The 19,833-nt window shown below is 51.4% G+C and carries 21 protein-coding genes; 4 read left to right on the forward strand and 17 right to left on the reverse strand.

Going from position 1 to position 19,833, the window contains the following annotated elements:
• Positions 1-26: 26 nt before the first annotated feature.
• The 14 genes from ribF to polA form a co-directional block, all read right to left on the reverse strand.
• Complete coding sequence (ribF, locus tag RDN69_RS02535) at positions 27-962, reverse strand: riboflavin biosynthesis protein RibF (protein WP_273259908.1); 936 nt, start codon at positions 960-962, stop codon at positions 27-29.
• Positions 959-1,816: a tRNA pseudouridine(55) synthase TruB gene (gene truB, locus RDN69_RS02540; protein ID WP_024048554.1), complete on the reverse strand. Its 858-nt coding sequence runs from the start codon at positions 1,814-1,816 to the stop codon at positions 959-961. Before truB ends, ribF begins: the two co-directional genes overlap by 4 nt.
• Positions 1,800-2,759: a bifunctional oligoribonuclease/PAP phosphatase NrnA gene (locus tag RDN69_RS02545; protein ID WP_024048553.1), complete on the reverse strand. Its 960-nt coding sequence runs from the start codon at positions 2,757-2,759 to the stop codon at positions 1,800-1,802. The genes truB and RDN69_RS02545 overlap by 17 nt, the downstream gene beginning before the upstream one ends.
• Complete coding sequence (rbfA, locus tag RDN69_RS02550; RefSeq protein ID WP_024048552.1) at positions 2,746-3,135, reverse strand: 30S ribosome-binding factor RbfA; 390 nt, start codon at positions 3,133-3,135, stop codon at positions 2,746-2,748. The genes RDN69_RS02545 and rbfA overlap by 14 nt, the downstream gene beginning before the upstream one ends.
• 14 nt (positions 3,136-3,149) lie before the next feature.
• A complete protein-coding gene (gene infB, locus RDN69_RS02555) occupies positions 3,150-5,741 on the reverse strand; it encodes a translation initiation factor IF-2 (protein ID WP_024048551.1) in 2,592 nt (863 codons plus the stop codon).
• A gap of 11 nt (positions 5,742-5,752) precedes the next feature.
• Complete coding sequence (locus RDN69_RS02560) at positions 5,753-6,064, reverse strand: L7Ae/L30e/S12e/Gadd45 family protein (protein ID WP_024048550.1); 312 nt, start codon at positions 6,062-6,064, stop codon at positions 5,753-5,755.
• Complete coding sequence (gene rnpM, locus RDN69_RS02565) at positions 6,061-6,327, reverse strand: RNase P modulator RnpM (RefSeq protein ID WP_024048549.1); 267 nt, start codon at positions 6,325-6,327, stop codon at positions 6,061-6,063. Before rnpM ends, RDN69_RS02560 begins: the two co-directional genes overlap by 4 nt.
• Entirely contained in the window at positions 6,311-7,477 is a 1,167-nt protein-coding gene (gene nusA, locus RDN69_RS02570) for a transcription termination factor NusA (RefSeq protein ID WP_024048548.1), read from the reverse strand. Before nusA ends, rnpM begins: the two co-directional genes overlap by 17 nt.
• Before the next feature lie 13 nt (positions 7,478-7,490).
• Positions 7,491-7,949: a ribosome maturation factor RimP gene (rimP, locus tag RDN69_RS02575; protein WP_024048547.1), complete on the reverse strand. Its 459-nt coding sequence runs from the start codon at positions 7,947-7,949 to the stop codon at positions 7,491-7,493.
• A gap of 119 nt (positions 7,950-8,068) precedes the next feature.
• A complete protein-coding gene (locus tag RDN69_RS02580; protein WP_024048546.1) occupies positions 8,069-8,728 on the reverse strand; it encodes a hypothetical protein in 660 nt (219 codons plus the stop codon).
• Complete coding sequence (locus RDN69_RS02585; RefSeq protein ID WP_024048545.1) at positions 8,721-9,287, reverse strand: lytic transglycosylase domain-containing protein; 567 nt, start codon at positions 9,285-9,287, stop codon at positions 8,721-8,723. Before RDN69_RS02585 ends, RDN69_RS02580 begins: the two co-directional genes overlap by 8 nt.
• Positions 9,280-9,885, reverse strand: coding sequence for a dephospho-CoA kinase (gene coaE / locus RDN69_RS02590; protein WP_024048544.1), 606 nt, complete (start codon positions 9,883-9,885; stop codon positions 9,280-9,282). Before coaE ends, RDN69_RS02585 begins: the two co-directional genes overlap by 8 nt.
• 2 nt (positions 9,886-9,887) lie before the next feature.
• Complete coding sequence (gene mutM, locus RDN69_RS02595) at positions 9,888-10,700, reverse strand: bifunctional DNA-formamidopyrimidine glycosylase/DNA-(apurinic or apyrimidinic site) lyase (protein ID WP_024048543.1); 813 nt, start codon at positions 10,698-10,700, stop codon at positions 9,888-9,890.
• Positions 10,700-13,294, reverse strand: coding sequence for a DNA polymerase I (gene polA / locus RDN69_RS02600; RefSeq protein WP_273259921.1), 2,595 nt, complete (start codon positions 13,292-13,294; stop codon positions 10,700-10,702). Before polA ends, mutM begins: the two co-directional genes overlap by 1 nt.
• Before the next feature lie 155 nt (positions 13,295-13,449).
• Between polA and RDN69_RS02605 the strand changes: the two genes are divergently transcribed.
• Together RDN69_RS02605 and fba are read left to right on the forward strand one after the other, a co-directional pair.
• Positions 13,450-14,334, forward strand: coding sequence for an RluA family pseudouridine synthase (locus RDN69_RS02605; protein WP_024048541.1), 885 nt, complete (start codon positions 13,450-13,452; stop codon positions 14,332-14,334).
• 18 nt (positions 14,335-14,352) lie between these two features.
• A complete protein-coding gene (gene fba, locus RDN69_RS02610; RefSeq protein ID WP_024048540.1) occupies positions 14,353-15,282 on the forward strand; it encodes a class II fructose-1,6-bisphosphate aldolase in 930 nt (309 codons plus the stop codon).
• Between the two features lie 37 nt (positions 15,283-15,319).
• Here fba and RDN69_RS02615 read toward each other — a convergent pair whose 3' ends face one another.
• Positions 15,320-15,886, reverse strand: a complete 567-nt coding sequence (locus RDN69_RS02615) for a DsbA family protein (protein ID WP_024048539.1) — start codon at positions 15,884-15,886, stop codon at positions 15,320-15,322.
• 83 nt (positions 15,887-15,969) lie between these two features.
• Here RDN69_RS02615 and RDN69_RS02620 point away from each other — a divergent pair, with 83 nt between their 5' ends.
• On the forward strand, positions 15,970-16,326 hold the full coding sequence (locus RDN69_RS02620) for an arsenate reductase family protein (protein ID WP_024048538.1): 357 nt from the start codon (positions 15,970-15,972) through the stop codon (positions 16,324-16,326).
• Between the two features lie 9 nt (positions 16,327-16,335).
• Positions 16,336-16,851: a nitroreductase family protein gene (locus tag RDN69_RS02625; RefSeq protein WP_024048537.1), complete on the forward strand. Its 516-nt coding sequence runs from the start codon at positions 16,336-16,338 to the stop codon at positions 16,849-16,851.
• Positions 16,852-17,080: 229 nt separating this feature from the next.
• Here the strand turns inward: RDN69_RS02625 and feoB are convergent, their stop codons facing one another.
• Complete coding sequence (feoB, locus tag RDN69_RS02630; RefSeq protein WP_024048535.1) at positions 17,081-19,465, reverse strand: ferrous iron transport protein B; 2,385 nt, start codon at positions 19,463-19,465, stop codon at positions 17,081-17,083.
• Positions 19,452-19,706, reverse strand: a complete 255-nt coding sequence (locus RDN69_RS02635; RefSeq protein WP_024048534.1) for a FeoA family protein — start codon at positions 19,704-19,706, stop codon at positions 19,452-19,454. Before RDN69_RS02635 ends, feoB begins: the two co-directional genes overlap by 14 nt.
• Positions 19,707-19,833: the final 127 nt, after the last annotated feature.

A 19,833-nucleotide genomic window follows, 5' to 3' on the forward strand; every position in this document is an offset into this window, starting at 1 on the left:
GGGTATTGTTCCATATTCTAACAAGCTTACCGGCACATGTCAATGTTTAATTTTTCAGTCAAATTGTGCAACGCACGTTCGGTATCAATATGCATTTGCGCAACCAAAGCGGCGACCTCGGAAAATTTTTCTTCCGGCCGCAGATACGCAACAAAAAACAGACGGAAGCGTTTCCCGTATAAATCCGCGGAAAAATCGGGAAAATAGGTTTCCACCCGCGTCGGTACATCGGTAAATGTCGGATTGGTGCCGACATTAGTAACGCCTTTAAGAAGGGTCCCGTCATAACGGGCCACGGTAGCATATACACCGTTACGCGGTGCGACACGATCTTCATGCAACGCCATATTGGCGGTAGGAAAACCGAGTGTGCGACCGCGTTGATCGCCGTGTAAAACCGCTTCATCAATCGACCAATACCGTCCGAGCAATGTCGCTGCCCGTTCCGGTTCACCCGCCAATATGGCCGCGCGAATTTCCGAACTGCTGACCACGTCGCCGCCGTCTTGCAGTAACGGTACGGAAATAACTTCCCAGCCGGCGTCTTTGGCATAATTTTGTAAGGTCGTAACCGTCCCTTGCGCGTCGGCGCCGAAACGAAAGTTTTCTCCCACTACCACACCGACGACGTGCCGATTGTTTTGCAGCATGTGCAAAAACTCCGTCGCACTTTGGCGCATCTGCGCAACCGTCGGTTGGAGCCAGATAATTTCATCCACGCCCTGCAGTCGCAGATATTTTTCTTTATCCGCAAGCGTCAATAAATCACCGGCATACGCCTCCGGCGTTAATGCCGCTTTCGGGGTTTTCGTAAACGTCACGGCCACCAGCCGGGCTGTTTCGCGATCCGCGAGTGCGCGAGCGGTGCGAAGGACTTCGACATGCCCGCGATGCACGCCGTCAAAATTGCCGATAGTTAAAACGGTACGGCGTGCCGCCGTTTCATATATCGCTCGTTTCATTCTTCCACCCACACTTTATAAGGACGTATGCCCCCTTCTTCCGCCGGTTTGCCGAGACCGATGAATTGTTCATCGCACCACAAAGCCGTCACATCACTGATCGTGCCGCGAATCGTCTGACCGTGGCGAAAGCGTTCCGCCGCTGCAGTCGGCACCCGATATTGCGGCAAATGGCGTACAGCATCCGTCGCAGGACGTAGCGCCGCCTCTTTCGCCGCCCGAATTTCTTCGAGTGTCCACGCATCTTCCAGCGTAAAATTGCCGACCTGTTCCCGCACCAGAAATGACATCGTCAGCGGTACGCCCAGGGCCTCACCGAAATCTCTTCCCAACGCGCGGATATACGTTCCCTGCGAGCAAACGACACGCGCGCGCAAATACGGTAATTGGTAAGAAATATCCGTAAATTCATGGATTGTAATTTCACGCGCAGGCAATTCCACCTTCTGATTTTTCCGCGCCAATTCATAGGCTTTACGTCCATCCACTTTAATCGCGGAATATTGCGACGGCCGTTGTAAAATCGTGCCGCGAAATAACGCGGCGGCGGTTTCGAGTTGTTCTGCCGTAAGTTTGGGGATAGCGCTCATTTGTTGTACAATCGTGCCGCTCGTATCTTCGGTGTCGGTAGCGATGCCCACCAACCACTCCGCAAGATACACTTTCGGCTCTGTCGGCGCCCATGCCAAAAGCCGCGTCGCTTTGCCCAGAAATACCGGCAAAACGCCCGCGGCTAAAGGATCCAACGTACCGGAGTGGCCCATTTTACGAATGCCGTAAATCTTTCGCAAAACGTAAATGACATCATGTGACGTCATGCCGGCCGGCTTCAGTACATTAATGATTCCCTGCATGAGTCAGCGCCGCCTCCGCTTTCGGCAACACTTCGGCGATCGCAGTCGCAAGGTCGGTGTACATCGTACAACCTGCCGCGCGAACATGCCCGCCACCGCCGAATTGCGCCGCCAAAACCGAGACATCAACACTGTTTTTTGAGCGGAAACTTACATACGTTTTTTGCGGCTTATCATATTTAAATTGCAGCGTGAGTTCCACACCTTCGATATTGCGCGCCAAATCGAGATAGGTGTCGACATAATGGCGACCGGACTCGATAGCCGCTTGATCCATAACGATATAACTCAGTCGGTGATCGGCCGCAAATTGCAATGTGGACATGATCGGCCCCAAAATCGTCAACGCTTCTTTCGGCAACGAATCCATGGCCTGCGAAATACGGTCGGGGCGGGCGCCGCGATCTACCAACTCGGCCGCCATTGCAAGCGTTTGCGCCGTCGTATTGCCGTAGCGGAAAAAGCCGCAATCGGTAGCAATCGCCATGTAGAGTGCATTCGCCATGGACGGCGTAATATCCCAGCCCCACTGCATAAAGAGACGGGTTAAAATTTCGCCGGTTGCAGCAGCATCATCCTCGAGATAAAGCATGTCTGCGTAATCAGGATTCGAAGTATGGTGATCGATATTCACAATCGGCACGTTTTCCGGCCAGGCATAATCGCCGGCGCGTGTCGGCGTACTTAAATCCATGAACAAAATGTGATCATACTTTTTGTCGGGAAGTTCACGGTGTATTTCTTTCGCCAACGGCAAGAACAGATATTTTTCCGCAATGGTGTCGTCGACCAGCATATCGGCCTCTACGCCGCGGGCGCGCAATGCTTCCGTGATCGCCAAAACTGAACCAAGGCAATCGCCGTCCGGTTTAACGTGGCCGACTACCAGTACCGACTTGACGCTTTCCAATGTCTGACGCAGTCTGTCTTCACTGATCTTCATCGACCGCACCTTCCCGTCTGTTTTGCGATTCTTCTTTGTCCTTAATCGACTTCAGTACCCGTTCAATATGATCACCGTAATCAATCGAGCGATCTACGGCAAACGTAATTTCCGGAGTATGACGCACTTGCAACCTTTTACCGAGCTCGGTACGAATAAAGCCGGTGGCGTTTTGGAGTGCGGCAAAGGATTTTTCTTTTTCCTCATCGCTGCCGAACAAACTTACGTAGACAGTCGCCTCACGCAAATCACCGGTGACCGCTACTTCCGTAACCGTGACAAATCCGAGTCGGGTGTCTTTCAAGTCACGAAGCAGCATTTGACCGATCTCCTGCTTGATAAATTCCTGCATTTTACGCACACGTAATTGGGACATTACAGCACCTCCCTTTAGTCGATCGTTTGTTCAATTTCTTCTTGGGTAAAGGCTTCCAAAACATCGCCTTCTTTGACATCGCGGTAGCTTTCAATCGAAATCCCGCATTCATATCCTTCCGCCACTTCTTTAACGTCATCTTTAAAACGGCGGAGCGATGCGACATTGCCTTCATGAATAACGATGCCGTCGCGAATCAAACGCAATTCCGCATTGTTAGTAATCTTGCCTTCCGTAACGTACGAACCGGCAACAATCACCTTCGGCGTCGGAATCACCTGACGCACTTCCGCACGTCCCAAGACAACTTCACGGAACTTCGGTGCCAACATGCCCTGCATTGCCTGCTTGATATCGTCAATCGCATCATAGATGACACGGTACGTGCGCATATCCACCTGTTCCTGTTCGGCAATTTTGCGGATATTTGCATCCGGCCGTACGTTAAAGCCGATGATCAGCGCATTCGCCGCGGAGGCCAGCATGATATCCGATTCGGAAATCGCGCCGACGCCGGCATGCACGACATCAATCCGCACTTCCGGATTTTTAATCCCTTCAAAGGACTGACGCAGCGCTTCAACCGAACCTTGTACATCCGCTTTGATAACGATATTTAAGCTTTTCAGTTCACCCTCTTTGATCTGATTGAAAAGATCATCCAAGGTGACTTTCTGCGAACGATTTTGTTCTTCGTATTTCTGTTTGGCAATGCGTTTTTCCGCAATGTTGCGCGCATCCCGTTCATCCATAGCGTACAGCAGTTCACCCGCCGTCGGAACATCGGATAAGCCGAGTACCTCGACCGGTGTCGACGGTTCCGCTTTTTTAATGAGATCGCCGCGTTCGTTGTTCATCGCGCGGACACGACCGAATGCCGTACCCGAAACGATACCGTCACCGGTACGCAACGTACCGTTTTGAATCAGAACGGTAACGACCGGACCGCGACCTTTGTCCAGTTCCCCTTCGACAACTACGCCGATCGCGTTACGATTCGGATTCGCTTTCAGTTCCAATACGTCCGCTACCAGCAAAATGTTTTCCAACAGGTCATCAATGCCCTGATGTTTTTTCGCGGATACCGGTACCATGATGGTATCGCCGCCCCAGTCTTCCGGCAACAGCCCGTGTTCCGCCAGCTGCTGTTTGACAAGGTCCGGGTTAGCGGCCGGTTTATCCATCTTATTGATCGCGACAATAATCGGCACTTTCGCCGCTTTCGCGTGGTCAATCGCTTCCAGTGTTTGCGGCATAACACCGTCGTCGGCGGCGACTACGAGGACGGCAATATCCGTTACCTGTGCGCCGCGCGCGCGCATCGCCGTAAACGCTTCGTGCCCCGGCGTGTCCAGAAACACTACTTTCTTGCCTTGGTACCGAATCTGATACGCACCGATATGCTGCGTGATGCCGCCCGCTTCACGAGCCGTCACGTGAGTCTTGCGGATCGTGTCCAGAAGCGATGTTTTACCGTGGTCAACGTGACCCATGATCGTCACTACCGGCGGACGCGGTAAAAGATCTTCCGGCGCGTCTTCGATTTCCGGAATTTCCGTACCGTCTTCTTCCGGTTCCATCTCGAGTAACGTAATGCCGTATTCTTCCGCCAATAATTCGACCGCATCACGATCGACTTCCTGATTAATCGTAGCCATAATGCCGAGCAACATTAACCGTTTGATTACATCGCCGACTTCTTTTTTAAACAATTCGGCAATTTCTTTTACGGTTACGGACGGCGGCATCGCTACTTCAGTAACGGCCTCCGCATTGGCGCGAGCATGCTCGTTTTTATTCTTACCCTTGGTGCGGGACTTTTTGATCGATTGCGCCAATAACGATGTACCGCGTTCTTTTCCGCGACGGTCATTTTTGTTTTGGTTCCGACCGCGCTGATTGCGACGTTGATAACGATTGCCTTTACGTCCGCCGCGCTCATTTCCGGAAGCTTCTTCCTGCTTCGCCGGCGCATTGTGATCCGCAATATTGCGGTTCGACGGTTGCGTGCGTTGGGTCGGCTTATGCGTACGTTTTTCGACCGGGCGGGAAGAACGCTGGCCTTCGTCCGCCATCGGTTTTCCCGTAGGACGCGCCGTCGGTTGTGCTTTTTTCGGTGTCCGGCGCAAAGCGTTAGCATCGCTTTCGGCATGTTTCTGCTGCGCGTTACCACCGTTTTCATGCTTTTTAGCCGGTTCCGCTTGTTTCGCGGTGGCCTGCTTCGGGTGGGCCGGTTTGGCGGCCGGTTTTGCCGCAACCTTTTGCGGGCGCGGTTGCGCCTTCGGCTTCGTTTCTAATTTGCGCCCCTTACCGTCAACTAAAAATTCTTCCTGCGGTTTGCCCGATTGCTGGTCGAAGCGCACGGTCCGTGCCGGTCGGCGACGACGCGGCTGCTTTTCCGTCGGTTTGGTCGACGTCGTTTTAGTTTCTGCCGAACGGGTTGTCTGCTTATCTGCGTACACCCGATCCAACAATTGTTTGGTTTTTTCGTCCACGACACTCAAATGACTTTTGACTTCCACATTATGCGATTTCAATGTCGAAATGATATCTTTATCTGTCTTGTTATATTGTTTTGCTAATTCCCAGACTCGAAATTTCTGCATATAACTCCTCCTTACTCGTTCAGTCGTTCACGAACGGCCCTTGCCAATCCCCGATCCATGATCAGTACGGCGACGCGTCGGGCTTTGCCGATCGCATCTCCCAGTTCCGTTGCCGTTGCCGTGGCCGCGAAGCAATAATCGATCTGTTCGCGTTCGGCCAAATGGACCAGCTTTTCACGATTATTACGGGCACAGTCCGCAGCAATGATCAAGAGCTCACCGTCGCCATTGCGCAACGTTTTAATTAAGGTGTCACTCCCCGAAATCACATTTCCGGAACGCTGAGCAATTCCCAATAGGGACAACGCACGTTCCGATTTCATGCCAGTTGCTCCTGCAGGTCTTTGTACACCTGCTCCGGTACATTGCGTTTCAACGACCGTTCTAAACCGTGCGAAGTATATGCTTTTGCCAAACACTCCGCGCTGGGACAAATGTAGGCGCCGCGTCCGGGCGCTTTACCGGTGGGATCCAGTTTAATTTCTCCGCTCGCGGGAGCCACGATGCGAACCATATCCCGTTTATCTTTCATCGCGCCGCAACCGACACAACGTCGCAGCGGTAATTTTTTAGTTTTCTTCATCATGCGGGGTCACCTCATCGACAGGCAACGTTTCTTCGGACTGCGCCGCTCCCATGGTCGCATCCAATTCCGCAAGCAAATCTTCCTCATCGTCATCGTAGAAGTCTTCAAAACCTTCTTCCGCGGCTTGGGATTCACTCTTAATATCAATCTTCCAATTTGTCAGTTTGGCCGCCAAGCGTGCGTTTTGACCGGCTTTACCGATCGCCAGCGACAATTGGTAATCCGGAACAATAACATGGGATGTTTTTTCTTCATCCCAGACACTGACCGAAATGACCTTTGACGGGCTGAGTGAGTTGGCGATATACAGCGCCGGATCTTCATCCCAGCGCACGATATCGATCTTTTCGTCATGCAACTCATCCACGATATTTTGCACGCGTTGTCCTTTCGGACCGACGCAGGCACCTACCGGATCGATGTTTCCATCCACGGAGTACACCGATATTTTCGAACGTGAACCCGCTTCGCGAGCCACGGACTTGATTTCCACCGTACCGTCATAAATTTCCGGTACTTCCAATTCAAAGAGCCGTTTCAACAATCCCGGATGTGTCCGTGACAAGATGATCTGCGGTCCTTTGGACGTTTTCTTTACTTCTACCACGTAACATTTCAATCGATTTTTCGGACGGTACCGTTCGCCGGGGATCTGCTCGGTGGAAGGCAAAATGCCTTCTGTCTTACCCAAGCTGACGTATACGGTTTTATTGTCAATTCGTTCGATCATGCCGGTCAGGACATCCCCTTCACGGCCGGCGAACTCATCATAAATGACATTGCGTTCCGCTTCTTTCAAACGTTGCGTCATGACTTGCTTTGCGGTCTGCGCCGCCATGCGACCGAAATTTTTCGGCGTCACTTCCTGCTGCACGAGATCGCCCAGCGCATACGCCGAGTTTAATGCTTGCGCATCCGTGAGCGAAATTTCCAATTCCGGATCTTCGACATCTTCCACTACCGTCTTGGTCACAAAAATATGGTACACGCCCGTTTCCCGATCAATCGTCGCCGTCGCTTCGGCATGCGTTCCGGTTTCGCGTTTGTATGCACTGAGCAATACCGCTTCAAGCGATTCGAATATAACGTCCGCGGTCAAACCTTTTTCCGTTTTCAGGAATTGCACCGCTTGTAATAGTTCCTGATTCATTTCTTCCCCCCTGCTAAAATGACACGTGCAACCGTACCGTCGCTATGTCGGCGCGCGGAATTTCTTCTTTTCCCGCTTCGGTTTCCAATTGCAGCGCCGTCTCCGTATAGCCTAAAAGCGTCGCTGTAAATTCTTTATGACCGGCACGGGCACTGTATAATTTCACATCGACTTCGCTACCGGCATAACGATCGAAATCACGGTCTTTTTTTAATACACGGTCAATGCCGGGAGACGATACTTCCAATAAATAATTGTTGGCAATAAAGTCCGCCTTATCCAGCGCGGTGCTGAGTGCTTCACTCATCGTCTGGCAATCTGTCAGATCCACGCCGCCCTCTTTATCGATGTAGACTCGCAAGATCCAGTCCTGCTCCCGCACATATTCCACATCCACAAGTTCCATTCCGGCCGCTTTCACCAACGGTTCCGCCAATTCTTCTACGCGCACTGCGACTTTTTTCTGCGCCATGTTATCCCTCCCTGCAAAGTGTGTAACTGCAAGAAAGAGTGAGCCGCGGCTCACTCCTCCCATAAAAAACCATTAATTATTTATGTCATTATATCATATCGAAAAAAGTCGCGCAAATTTCATCCGTCCAAGGCGGACAAAGTCCCCGCCAAATGCGCTTCGATTTTTTGCGAAAGCTCTTTTACCGTGGCCGCATCAAAATCGTGCAAGATGCCGGGAACACCTTGATTTCGCGTCTCGGCAAAGAAGTCATCACGAAATACATTGTAGAAAAACAGTATTCCCTTCGTATTGGTGGCATCGGCATACGCCAAAATAATATAGGATCCGTTTAAGCCGAGAATCGGCGCCGAAGGCACAATAACGCGACGGTAATGGCGGCACGCTTCCGGTATGCCATGTTCGCTCTCCCAATCCAAAATACCGGCGTTTTTCACCAATACCGATGCGGTTTCGCTGCGACGCACAAAACGATCTGTGACCACTCGTACAAAATCGGCTTGGAGAATCTTCCAAAAATCCGCCGCACTGTCATATGTAAACCGGATATCCGTCAATACAATGAGACCCAAATCATATTTCACCATAAAGTCGGCGGTTTCATCTGCATACAAGCCTAAAATACGCCAGCCGAAAGTAGCTTCTTCATAGCAAAATAAAACATGCCGTTCGCGCTCTTCCGCGGAAAGCTCGCGGCGTTTCCATGAACCGATCGCGGCCGGCAAATCAACCGCATTTTCCATTTCCGTTAATACATTTTCATATGTTTTACTATCCATGTTGTTCGTCCTCATGCGGGTGAAAATACTCCGCATAAACAGCCTGGTAATGCAGCACACTCGCTACAAATTCGCGCGTTTCCGGAAACGGAATTTCTTCTACCGCAGGAGCACGGTCATGCCAGCCGTATGTATCCATCCATTCTTCCACATGCCCTCGCCCCGCGTTATAGGCTGCCAGGGCAAGTACGGGAGAGTGAAAATTATCATACAGATAACGTAAGTACCATGTCCCGTTGGCGATATTTTCCTCCGGATCGGCAAGGTTTCGCACTTTTGTATCCCGCTGCTCGGCAATCCAATGAGCCGTGACCGGCATCAACTGCATTAAGCCGATCGCGCCGCGGGGCGAAACCGCTTTTTCCTGAAAGCGGCTTTCGGTAAAAATCACGGCCGCCACCAACTCCGGCGGCAAGTCATTTTTCTTGGCATAGGTTTCCACCAGCGACGGGTAGGATACTTTGTGAAAATAGTTGTACGCGATATAGTCGGCTCCGTATAAAAAATACCAAAAGCCGAACACGAGCATGAAAAGCGACCACCAAGTTCGTTTACGCATGAGTTTCTTCCCGTAAGTTTTTTAATAATCTTTCCAATTGCTGATACGTGTCCAGTAAGCTGCCGCTGTTATCGATGATGACATCGGCAAAATTTTCCCGCAGCTGCGGATCCAGTTGCGCCGCCAGACGCCGCTTCGCCATTTCTTCCGAAAGACCGTTGCGCAGACGCAAGCGTTCAATCTGTTGCGACCGCGTGGCGCGCACCACCCACACCTGATCGACTTTATTTTGCCAGCCGAGATCGATCAGAAGCGGAATATCCCACACCACAAACGGCTCACCCGCCGCAGCAAGTCGGTCCGATTCCCGTTCAAACCAATCCAAAATCGCCGGATGCATAATCGCATTCAGCTTTTTGCGGGCCGCGTTGTCATTGAAAATGACATCCGCTAATTTAGCACGATGCACCTGCTGATCCGGCTGTAAAATTCCCACGCCGAACTCTTCCACTATAGCATCGTAAACCGCATGCCCCGGTTTTACCACCAGGCGAGCGGCCAAATCCGCATCAAGGATCGGTACGTCATGTTGTTGCAGCCAACGGCTGACTTCGCTTTTACCGGAAGCAATGCCGCCGGTGAGACCGATTTTCTTCATTTTTATTTTTGACAGTGAGGACAATACACTGTCGTTCTGCCTCCTAAACGAATGCTTTGTAACGGACGTTGACACCGCTTGCAAGGCAAACCTTTGCGCCCGTATACGGCAAGGCGTTGCACATGCAAGCCTCGTTTACCGGCGCTGTCGCGGTAATCCCGAAATGAAGTGCCGCCATCCTCGATACTTTGCGTAAAGACCGTTTTGAGTGCTGCCAGCAAGCGCCGCGCTTTCGGTCGTGTTAAACGATCAGCGCGCATTTTGGGTCGCAATCCGGCCAGAAATAATGCTTCATCCGCATAAATATTACCGACGCCGGCGATGACCCGCTGATCCAACAGCAAGGTTTTAAGCGCCACCTTGCGTCCTCGCGAAGCAGTATATAAAGCAAGCTCCGATGTCTGCGGAGAAAGCGGCTCCGGTCCCAATTTCAGCAGCGGCGGATACATAGCGAGGTCGGCACGGCGCAACAGCGTCAGGCCGCCGAACGTGCGCACGTCTTTAAAATACAATACCGCCGGCGGCGCGAGCCGGATTTCAACGCGTACATGCGAAATCGAAGCGGCGTGTGTCCGATACAAAAGCGCTCCCGTCATTCGCAAGTGCCCTACGAGCACCAACCGTTCGGTATAGAGCAGCAAGTATTTTCCGCGCCGCTGTACCTCGGTAAAACGGGTTCCGATCAGTTCCGGGAGTAAGCCTTGCGGATCCGCAAAGGCTTTGGCGAGATGAACTTTTATCCCTGTAATTTCCTGACCGGGCAACACTTCGTTCAGCTGGCGACAAATGACTTCCACTTCCGGCAATTCCGGCATTACTTCGCCATCTCCCAATTCGTGCCGTAGTGAATATCTACGACCAGCGGCACCGCCAGTTCCGCGGCGCCGGGCATGTGCATTTCTAAAATTTGCGTAACGATGTCACGCTCTTCTTCGACGACTTCCAATACGAGTTCATCGTGCACCTGCAGCAGCATGCGACTTTTCAGCCGGTTACGAACCAGCGCCCAATACACATTATTCATCGCGCGCTTGATAATATCCGCCGCGGCCCCTTGAATCGGCGTGTTGAGGGCCGTGCGTTCGGCAAAAGAACGTCGATTGAAATTGCGGCTGTGAATATCCGGTAAGACGCGAAAACGTCCGTACATCGTTTCCGCGCGCCCCGATTCTTTCGCCGCTGCAATCGAATCCGCCATATATTGGCGAACCTTGGGATAGCGCTCGAGATATTTTTCAATATACGCGCCCGCCTCTTCGCGGCTGATGCCGAGATCGCGCGCCAAACCGTAATCACTGATGCCGTAAATAATTCCGAAGTTGACCGCCTTGGCATGCGAACGTTCCGCGGCCGTTACGTCTTTCGGATCTTTATGCAACACTTCCGCGGCGGTGCGACGGTGGATATCCTCCTGATGTAAGAAAGCTTCCCGCAGTTTTTCATCCCCGGAAAGGTGCGCGAGGATACGCAATTCAATCTGTGAATAGTCGGCCGACATGAAGCCGCTAAAACCTTTGCCCGGTACAAAGAGTGAACGGATGCGGCGACCTTCCTCCGTACGCACGGGAATGTTCTGCAAATTCGGGTCGGAACTGCTGAGCCGCCCCGTCGCCGTGACCGTTTGATTAAAGGTCGTATGCACCCGCTCGGTCTCCGGATCAACCAATTCCGCGATCCCGTCAAGATATGTCGAAATCAATTTAGTAATTGTGCGGTAGCTGAGTACTTTCGCCACAATCGGATGTTCCTTGAGCAAGCCGTTCAAAACCTCGGCATCCGTCGAATAACCGGTCTTCGTTTTGCGTCCCGGCGGTAACTCCAGTTTAGTAAACAAAACATTCGACAGTTGTTGCGGACTTAAAATATTAAATGTTTCCCCGGCCAATTCATAAATCTCAGCGGCAAGCGTTTCCGCCTGCGCAGTGAACTCGCCTTTTAACGCGGCCAGCTTATTTTGATCAACCGCGATGCCCGTATGCTCCATCGCCGCCAGCACTTGCGTCAACGGCATCTCAAACGTCATGTAGAGATCCCATGCGCCGTTCGCTTTCAATTCCGCTGTAAGCGGCTCTACCAACTGCGCAAACATTTGGGCGCGAGCCGCCAGCATTTTTTCCCCGTCCTCATACGGATACGGCGTCGGTACGTGGTAGGCATCCGCTAAATAGGTGACGGGATACGAGGTGCGCGTCGGATTCAATACGTACGCGGCCAATGTGACGTCAAACAGTTCTGCGACCGAAGTAAAAATGCCCGCCGCCTGGTACAGCAATTTGGCGCGGTCGGTAATAATCTGCGCTTCGCCGCCGAGAAGGATGCGGAGCGCTTCCGTGGCGGATTCATCCTGCCAATAGTAGAGCGTATCGTCCACCAGCGCCGCGAGTTCTTTCAATGCAAGATGCGGAATTTTACCCGCGGTTGTCACGCTGACCGCCACGCGATCCGCATCTTTTAACACGCTCGGTTTCGCATCGGTAACGACAACCATGTCGGCAGGCTCTTCCTGCAACGGTTGCGCAAACAGGCCTTCATCTCCGGCGATAATATGCGCTGCCTGCATTTTTCCGAGCATACTGCGAAAACCGAGTCGCTCGAACAGTGTACGCGCTTCATCGACACGTCCCTGCGGTTCCATCTCGGATAAGTCGGTCGAAATCTCCACATCCGTTTTAATCGTCGCAAGTTCGCGAGAAACGTAGGCAATATCTTTATTTTCCGTCAATCGTTCAACCAGTTTTTTACCGCTGACCTCATCCAAACGGGCAAAAATTTCATCGAGCGTCAGAAATTGCTGTAGCAACTTGGACGCTGTTTTTGGACCGATACCGGCTATGCCCGGAATGTTATCGGAGGTATCGCCCATGAGCGCTTTCCAGTCGACGATTTGCTCGGTAGTGACACCCGTGCTTTCCAACACCGTCTCCGGCGTCATCGCTTCCAACTGCGTCACGCCCCGTTTCGTCAGATACACGGTAGTGGCATCGTCGACCAGCTGCAATGTATCGCGATCTCCGGTGATAATAGCGACATCGCATTCGTCGCGGTAGCGTTTACTGAGCGTGCCGATCAGATCGTCGCCCTCGTAGCCTTCTTTTTCGTATTGCGCGATCCCGAGTGTCTGCAGCACTTCCCGGATCAGACCAAACTGCGGTGCGAGATCATCGGGGGCATCCGGTCGATTTCCCTTATAGTCCGCATACAGCTCATTGCGAAACGTCACTCTTCCTTTATCAAATGCCACCGCTAAGTAAGTCGGCTTAAGATCCTCAAATACTTTGGCCAACATCAGTAAAAAACCGTATACCGCATTCGTCGGATTTCCCTGCGGATCGGTTAACGCCGGTAGCGCAAAGAACGCGCGATACAGTAAACTGTTACCGTCAATTAAGACAAGGCGAGGTTTGCTCATAGATTCCTCCCATTATGCTATACTATATTCAAATACATGTCATTATACCATATTTGCAACCGCGAACCGTGTTTTGCGACTTTGTCACATGTCAGCACATCGATGCGAAAAATACCGCAAACAAAGGCTTTTCATATTATAATAGAGTTATGCCGATGAAATGGATAGTGACGGATGCCCTGGCGGGTAAGACCGTCAGTCAGCAATTACGTTTATTGGGTATCTCCCAACGCGAACGACGACGCTTACGCAGAGAAGCAACGGTCTTTTGCAACGGGGGACGTGTCGATTTCCACACACTTCCTCCGTGCGCCGCGGAAATCTCGCTGGAGTGGCCCGTTCCCGCGCGACCGCCGGCCTGGCATATACCGTTGGATATTCGCTATGAAGATGCGCAATATATCGTCGTCAATAAACCCGCGGGCATGTTGGTTCACGCGACGGCAAAGGAGCGTGAAAAGACCTTTCTGCATGCGCTTTCCGCGTATTTCGAACGGCATGATACGGATGCATATCCGCATCTCGTACAACGTTTGGACAAAAATACTTCAGGATTGGTTCTTGTGGCAAAATCGCCACAGGCGCAGCATGCGCTCAACCGCAACCACTTGGCGTCGGTCGAGCGTACCTATAGGGCGTTAGTGCCCGGGCGATTCTTTACACCGTACGCCGAAATTGCCTGGCCGATTGCCCGCCGTAAGGACAGTATCATTTTACGTGAAGTGAATCTGACGGCAGGCAAACCCGCCGTTACCTATGTCACACGCTTAGCTGCGAATCAACAACTTTCCTACCTCGGTATCCGTCTGAAAACCGGACGAACGCATCAAATTCGGGTGCACCTCGCCCATCTCGGCTACCCGCTGCTGGGAGATGATTTGTACGGAGGATCCCGAGATATTCTTGCGCGGCAAGCCTTACATGCCGCTACCCTTACTTTCATGCAGCCATATACCGGCCAAACGGTTCGCGTCAGCGCGCCGCTTGCACCGGATATGAACGCCGTTCTTGAACGGCATTTATCTCATTATTTCCGTTAGCCTTAAGGAGGTTATCTCATGCCGCTTGTCAGCTCTACTGAAATGTTTAAAAAAGCGTATGAAGGGAAATACGCGATCGGCGCATTCAATGTCAACAATATGGAGATCATCCAGGGCATTGTCGATGCCGCGAAAGAAGAACAGTCACCGTTAATTTTGCAGGTTTCCGCCGGCGCCCGTAAATATGCCCGTCATATTTACCTTGTCAAATTGGTGGAGGCCGCTGTCAGTGATACGGGCCTGCCGATCTGTCTGCACTTGGATCACGGCGAAGATTTTGAAATTTGTAAAGCCTGCGTCGATGGCGGTTTTAATTCCGTCATGATCGACGGCTCCAAACATCCCTTTGAAGAAAATATCGCGTTGACCAAAAAGGTCGTTGAATACGCGCATTCGAAAGGCGTTGTCGTCGAAGCGGAGCTCGGGCGCTTGGCCGGTGTCGAAGACGACATCTCCGTATCCGCGCGTGACGCCCGGTTCACCGATCCGGATCAGGCTGTAGAATTTGTCGAACGCACCGGTTGCGACTCGCTCGCGATTGCGATCGGCACCAGCCACGGCGCGTACAAATTCAAAGGCGAACCGTATCTTGATTTTGAACGTCTGCAACACATTTCTGAACTGATGCCCGGATATCCGATCGTTTTGCACGGCGCTTCCACCGTCATTCCCGAATTTGTCGAGAAGTGTAATGAATACGGCGGCGACGTCGCCGGTGCACGCGGTGTGCCGGAAGAAATGCTGCGTAAAGCCGGTACCATGGGCGTTTGCAAGATTAATATCGATACCGATTTGCGCTTAGCGATGACGGCTTCGATTCGTGAACACTTGCAAAATCATCCGGCTGATTTTGACCCCCGTACATACTTGGGCGCCGGTCGTGCCGCCATTAAAGGCATGGTACAACATAAAATCAAACACGTACTTAACAGTTCGAACCGCATTTAAACAAAAAAAGAGAGCCGAAAGGCTCTCTTTTTTATTGTCATTGTGCCAGTGCTTTTTCGATATCGGTATAAGTTAAAACGCCATCGGCAATGATCTCGCCGTCTTTTTCGAGTGTGGGGACATACTCCAACGCAATCTCCATACAATGCCGATCATGCTCTTTCAAGGTGTCAGCATATTGCTCTCCCACCAACACTTCGGCAGCGCCGCTCAATCCTACTTCCTCCGCCCACTTTGCGAGCGTTGCGCGGTCGCTCATGTCGCCCTCTTCCTGGTACGCGCCCGTGTAAACACGGTCGACCCAGGCATCGGCTTTACCCTGCTCCTGCGCGAGTTCCAATACACGCAAGGCGTCAAAGCTCGACGCATCCCATCTGGCAGTCGTCGCATTAATGCCGGCCTCTTTACCGAGTTCAGCAAACTGTTCGCGCGCGCGTTCGCCGGCATATTTTTCTTTGGCTTTACGGTTACGCCATTCAGGATGAATTTCCCAGCCGTACCACTCCAGGCAGATATCTTTTTGCTCCTGTAATTTTCGTAAACTGCCCCAAGCATGGTAGCAGTACGGGCAAACGAAATCGAAATAAACACGAATTTTGGACATTACTATTCCTCCTTTGTGTTCCTGTTTTCATTATATCGCAAAAATGAACATGGTATAATATACGCAAAAGGGGGGGTATAGATATGCTTTTTATTTATTATCCGAAATGCAGTACCTGCCGACGCGCCAAAGCCTGGTTGGACGATAACAATATCCGTTATGAAGAAAGACTGATCGTGGAAGATCCGCCGACCGCAAAAGATCTTCTCCGCTGGAGTAAAAAAACCAATCAGCCGCTGACAAAATTTGCCAATACGAGCGGTCAATTATATCGGTCAAGCGGCTTGGCCAAACGCCGTCTGACACTTTCCGATGAAGAGTTTGCCAAAGAGCTGTCCCGTGACGGCATGCTGATCAAGCGGCCCCTCTTGGTGATTGATGATGACCATATTCTAACCGGTTTTCGCCAAACGGAATGGGAAGCCGCGTTACTTAAATAGGAGGACTATATGGAGTTTAAAGAAGCGCTTGCCCTGCGTCAATCTACCCGAAATTACCGGACGAATCCCGTAGCTGCCGACGCTTTAGAGAATATTGTGCACGCCGGTGTCACAGCGCCGATTTCGTTGAGTCGTTATGAATCCTATCATTTGACTGTCATCACGGCCGAAGGTGTGTTGAAAAAGCTCGAGGAAGAATGGTTAGAACGCGGCAATACAGGCAATCCGATTTATGATGCCCCGGCACTGATCGTTGTTTTCGCTGATGAAAAAGTGACCTCCGGTTTGCGTAATGCCGATACGGGTTGTATCGTTACCCAAATGCATCTGGCCGCCACTGCGCTCGGTTTAGGGTCCTGCTACATTTGCGGTGCCATCCAGCAACTCGGCAAAGATGCCCGTTATCTCAACGGAGCACGTGTACCGGCCAATTTCGTGCCCATGGGAGCGCTTGCCATCGGCGAACCGATGAGACCACTCAAAGCTCGTCATAAAGAAAGTAAAATGACGGTCGATCGTTTATAAATAAAAAGAGCTGCGCTTTGCGCAGCTCTTTTTATTTCGATAATTTTTGTTTGCGTGCCCCAGTAGCGGCGGAACAGCACGAGCAACCTGTCATTTTTTTGTCACCGGTGCACCCCGGGCAATTTGTGCAGGAATTTTCTTCGTGCAGACCGTGCCAAAAATGCCATGTCAGGTAGACAAATGCCGCCAGCACTGCCACCCCTATAAAAACAGTTTGCATATTCTCACCTCAAAATCCGAGCATCCGACCGCCTTGATAAACCACAAAGGAGCACACCCAGGCAAGCGACGTACAATACATAAAGACAAATGCCGGCCAACGAAACGAGTCAGTTTCCCGACGCATCACAGCGAGTACGGCCAGACACGGACAGTATAACAAAACAAAGACCATCAGACTGAGCGCAATCAACGGATCAAACGCGGGATCCGCGGCAAGACGTTCCATCAAACCGCTGCTGTCATCCGGATCGGCTTGCATGCTGTAGATCGTGCCGAGCGAACTTACCAACACTTCTTTCGCCGTTAAAGCAGCTACCAGCGAAACGCCGATTTTCCAATTAAAGCCGAGCGGTTGCAAGACAGGTTCGATCATGTGTCCGAATTGTCCTGCATAGCTGTGAGCAAGTTGATCGGCACTTTCCGCACGATCAATCGCCGCCATTTCTTCTTCGTGATCTTTCGTTAAGGCAAAATATTCCAACGCATACGGGTAGTATTGCGGCTGTGTCTCGGCCACCGATTGCAACGCCACCGGAAATTCCCGACCATATGCGGTAAACGACTTGGCAAGCGTTTCTTCTTCGGCGGCGTTTCCTTCTTCTTGCGCCGCGGCCAGCGCTTCCTCATTTTGCGTCTGCAAGGTTTCCAACGTTGCCACCGCTTGGAAAAGTGCCGGATTCTCATTGATTTCGTTAATGGCAAACGGCGCAAGCACTGCTTCCGCTTGGGTTTGATATTCCTGTGTCGCGGCGGCACGCAACGCGTCATAATCCTGATCAAGCGGGACATTTTGCGGATATACGGTAATAAACCAAACAACCACAGAAGCCGCCAAAATAAACGTGCCTGCTTTTTTAAAGTATAGCACCGCTCGTTCCCACATGTGAAGCAAAACACCCTTTAGCGTCGGAACGTGGTACTCCGGCATTTCCATAACGAACGGTTCCCTTTCTCCCGGGAATAAAAATTTACGGAAAGCCAGCGCCAGCACAATCGCCAGCACGATGCCCAGCATGTAAATGCCGAAAAGCACTGTCCCCGCCCACTTCGCGGTAAAGAAAGCACCGATCAACAGCGTATATACCGGCAAACGCGCGCCGCAACTCATCATCGGCGCGACCAACATCGTCACCATACGATCCCGCGGATTATCCAGCGAACGTGTGCCCATGACGGCCGGCACTGTACAACCGAAACCCAGCAGCAACATAATAAACGACTTGCCGTGCAAACCTACCGCATGCATCATGCGATCTAAAATAAACGCGGCACGCGCCATGTAACCGCTATCTTCCAAAAGCGCAATGCCAGCGAATAAAATTAAAATCAAAGGCAAGAAACTCAAAACCGCGCCGACGCCGCCAACAATTCCGTCCACAACAAGCGATTGGATGGCTCCTTCCGGCAAAACGGTGGTAAGCCAAGTGCCGAAGTCTGTAATCACTCCATCGAGCCATTCCTGCGGATACGCCCCCAATGTGAATACCGCGTTAAACAGCAGCCACATCATACCCGCAAAAATAAGCGGTCCGAAAAAGCGATGCGTCAATACTTTATCGATTTTATCCGAACGTGTTTCATGTAATGTGGGGTCTACCGTTACCGCCTGTTGAAATATCTGTACTGCAAATTGGTGGCGCTTTTCCGCAAAAATAAATTCTGCGTCAATTTCTTTCGGTAATGAATTTCGTAAACAATGCGCCAAGTTGAGTACGTCTTCCATACCGCCGCGTTGTTGCAACGCTTCTTGTACTTCCTGATCATTTTCCAACAGCTTAATCGCCAGCCAGCGTATCGGATACTGAATATCCGTCTGGGCTTGGATCGCTGTTGTCATGGTAGTGATCAAATGTTCCAGCGTCGGACCGTAGTCGATCTTAATCTGCGGCGCCTTGCCTTCCTTGGCAACACGCGCCACATCTTCCAGCAACGCAACGGTTCCGACGTTGCGGCTGCCTACCGTTTGTACGACAGTGATGCCCAATGCGTCACTTAATTTTCGTAAATCGATATGGATGCCCATCTGGTCTGCCACGTCGACCATGTTCAACGCAATCACGACCGGCTGTCCCAACTCGACAAGCTGTGCGGTCAAGTACAGGTTACGCTCCAGGTTGGAAGCATCCTGGACATTGACGATCACATCGGGACGTTCGTTAATAATGGTGTTACGAGCTACCACTTCGTCCAAAGAACGGGCGGTCAAACTGTACGTGCCCGGCAAATCCAAAAACAGCATGTCAATGCCTGCAAAACGTTTATGGCCCTCTTTGCGTTCCACCGTGACACCGGGATAGTTGCCCACATGTTGACGCGCCCCGGTGAGATTATTGAAAACCGTCGTTTTGCCGCAGTTTGGATTGCCCGCCAACGCAATTTTAATCGCTTTCATCTTGTTCCTCCTGCGTCTTTACGTAAATCATCTCGGCTTCTGCCTTGCGTAAAGATAAGTTAAAACCTTTGACTTTAATTTCGATCGGATCGCCCAGGGGTGCCTCTTTCATCACCGTTGCCCGAGCCCCTCGTACAACTCCCATATCAATCAATCGATGCTGCACATTACCGCGCCCCTCGACACGTGTAATCTCGCCCGTTTCTCCCGGGCGCAACTGCGCTAATGTCCGCTCCGCCATTATGGTGGACCTCCTCGTTTTATGATTTTTCATTATACCACAGTCCTTTACCTTTTTGATATCGTCTCGCAAAATTATTTTTAATAAGTATACATTGCCCGGCAAAGCTTTTGATTTCACATAAAGT

The organism is uncultured Negativicoccus sp. (assembly GCF_902480485.1).
Taxonomy (GTDB): Bacteria; Bacillota; Negativicutes; order Veillonellales; family Negativicoccaceae; genus Negativicoccus; species Negativicoccus succinicivorans.

What these genes read in the sequence shown, in the direction of transcription:
- ribF (WP_273259908.1), bottom strand. Translation starts at nt 962, where the DNA reads ATGAAACGAGCGATATATGAAACGGCGGCACGCCGTACCGTTTTAACT.
- truB (WP_024048554.1), bottom strand. Translation starts at nt 1,816, where the DNA reads ATGCAGGGAATCATTAATGTACTGAAGCCGGCCGGCATGACGTCACAT.
- RDN69_RS02545 (WP_024048553.1), bottom strand. Translation starts at nt 2,759, where the DNA reads ATGAAGATCAGTGAAGACAGACTGCGTCAGACATTGGAAAGCGTCAAG.
- rbfA (WP_024048552.1), bottom strand. Translation starts at nt 3,135, where the DNA reads ATGTCCCAATTACGTGTGCGTAAAATGCAGGAATTTATCAAGCAGGAG.
- infB (WP_024048551.1), bottom strand. Translation starts at nt 5,741, where the DNA reads ATGCAGAAATTTCGAGTCTGGGAATTAGCAAAACAATATAACAAGACA.
- RDN69_RS02560 (WP_024048550.1), bottom strand. Translation starts at nt 6,064, where the DNA reads ATGAAATCGGAACGTGCGTTGTCCCTATTGGGAATTGCTCAGCGTTCC.
- rnpM (WP_024048549.1), bottom strand. Translation starts at nt 6,327, where the DNA reads ATGATGAAGAAAACTAAAAAATTACCGCTGCGACGTTGTGTCGGTTGC.
- nusA (WP_024048548.1), bottom strand. Translation starts at nt 7,477, where the DNA reads ATGAATCAGGAACTATTACAAGCGGTGCAATTCCTGAAAACGGAAAAA.
- rimP (WP_024048547.1), bottom strand. Translation starts at nt 7,949, where the DNA reads ATGGCGCAGAAAAAAGTCGCAGTGCGCGTAGAAGAATTGGCGGAACCG.
- RDN69_RS02580 (WP_024048546.1), bottom strand. Translation starts at nt 8,728, where the DNA reads ATGGATAGTAAAACATATGAAAATGTATTAACGGAAATGGAAAATGCG.
- RDN69_RS02585 (WP_024048545.1), bottom strand. Translation starts at nt 9,287, where the DNA reads ATGCGTAAACGAACTTGGTGGTCGCTTTTCATGCTCGTGTTCGGCTTT.
- coaE (WP_024048544.1), bottom strand. Translation starts at nt 9,885, where the DNA reads ATGAAGAAAATCGGTCTCACCGGCGGCATTGCTTCCGGTAAAAGCGAA.
- mutM (WP_024048543.1), bottom strand. Translation starts at nt 10,700, where the DNA reads ATGCCGGAATTGCCGGAAGTGGAAGTCATTTGTCGCCAGCTGAACGAA.
- polA (WP_273259921.1), bottom strand. Translation starts at nt 13,294, where the DNA reads ATGAGCAAACCTCGCCTTGTCTTAATTGACGGTAACAGTTTACTGTAT.
- RDN69_RS02605 (WP_024048541.1), top strand. Translation starts at nt 13,450, where the DNA reads ATGAAATGGATAGTGACGGATGCCCTGGCGGGTAAGACCGTCAGTCAG.
- fba (WP_024048540.1), top strand. Translation starts at nt 14,353, where the DNA reads ATGCCGCTTGTCAGCTCTACTGAAATGTTTAAAAAAGCGTATGAAGGG.
- RDN69_RS02615 (WP_024048539.1), bottom strand. Translation starts at nt 15,886, where the DNA reads ATGTCCAAAATTCGTGTTTATTTCGATTTCGTTTGCCCGTACTGCTAC.
- RDN69_RS02620 (WP_024048538.1), top strand. Translation starts at nt 15,970, where the DNA reads ATGCTTTTTATTTATTATCCGAAATGCAGTACCTGCCGACGCGCCAAA.
- RDN69_RS02625 (WP_024048537.1), top strand. Translation starts at nt 16,336, where the DNA reads ATGGAGTTTAAAGAAGCGCTTGCCCTGCGTCAATCTACCCGAAATTAC.
- feoB (WP_024048535.1), bottom strand. Translation starts at nt 19,465, where the DNA reads ATGAAAGCGATTAAAATTGCGTTGGCGGGCAATCCAAACTGCGGCAAA.
- RDN69_RS02635 (WP_024048534.1), bottom strand. Translation starts at nt 19,706, where the DNA reads ATGGCGGAGCGGACATTAGCGCAGTTGCGCCCGGGAGAAACGGGCGAG.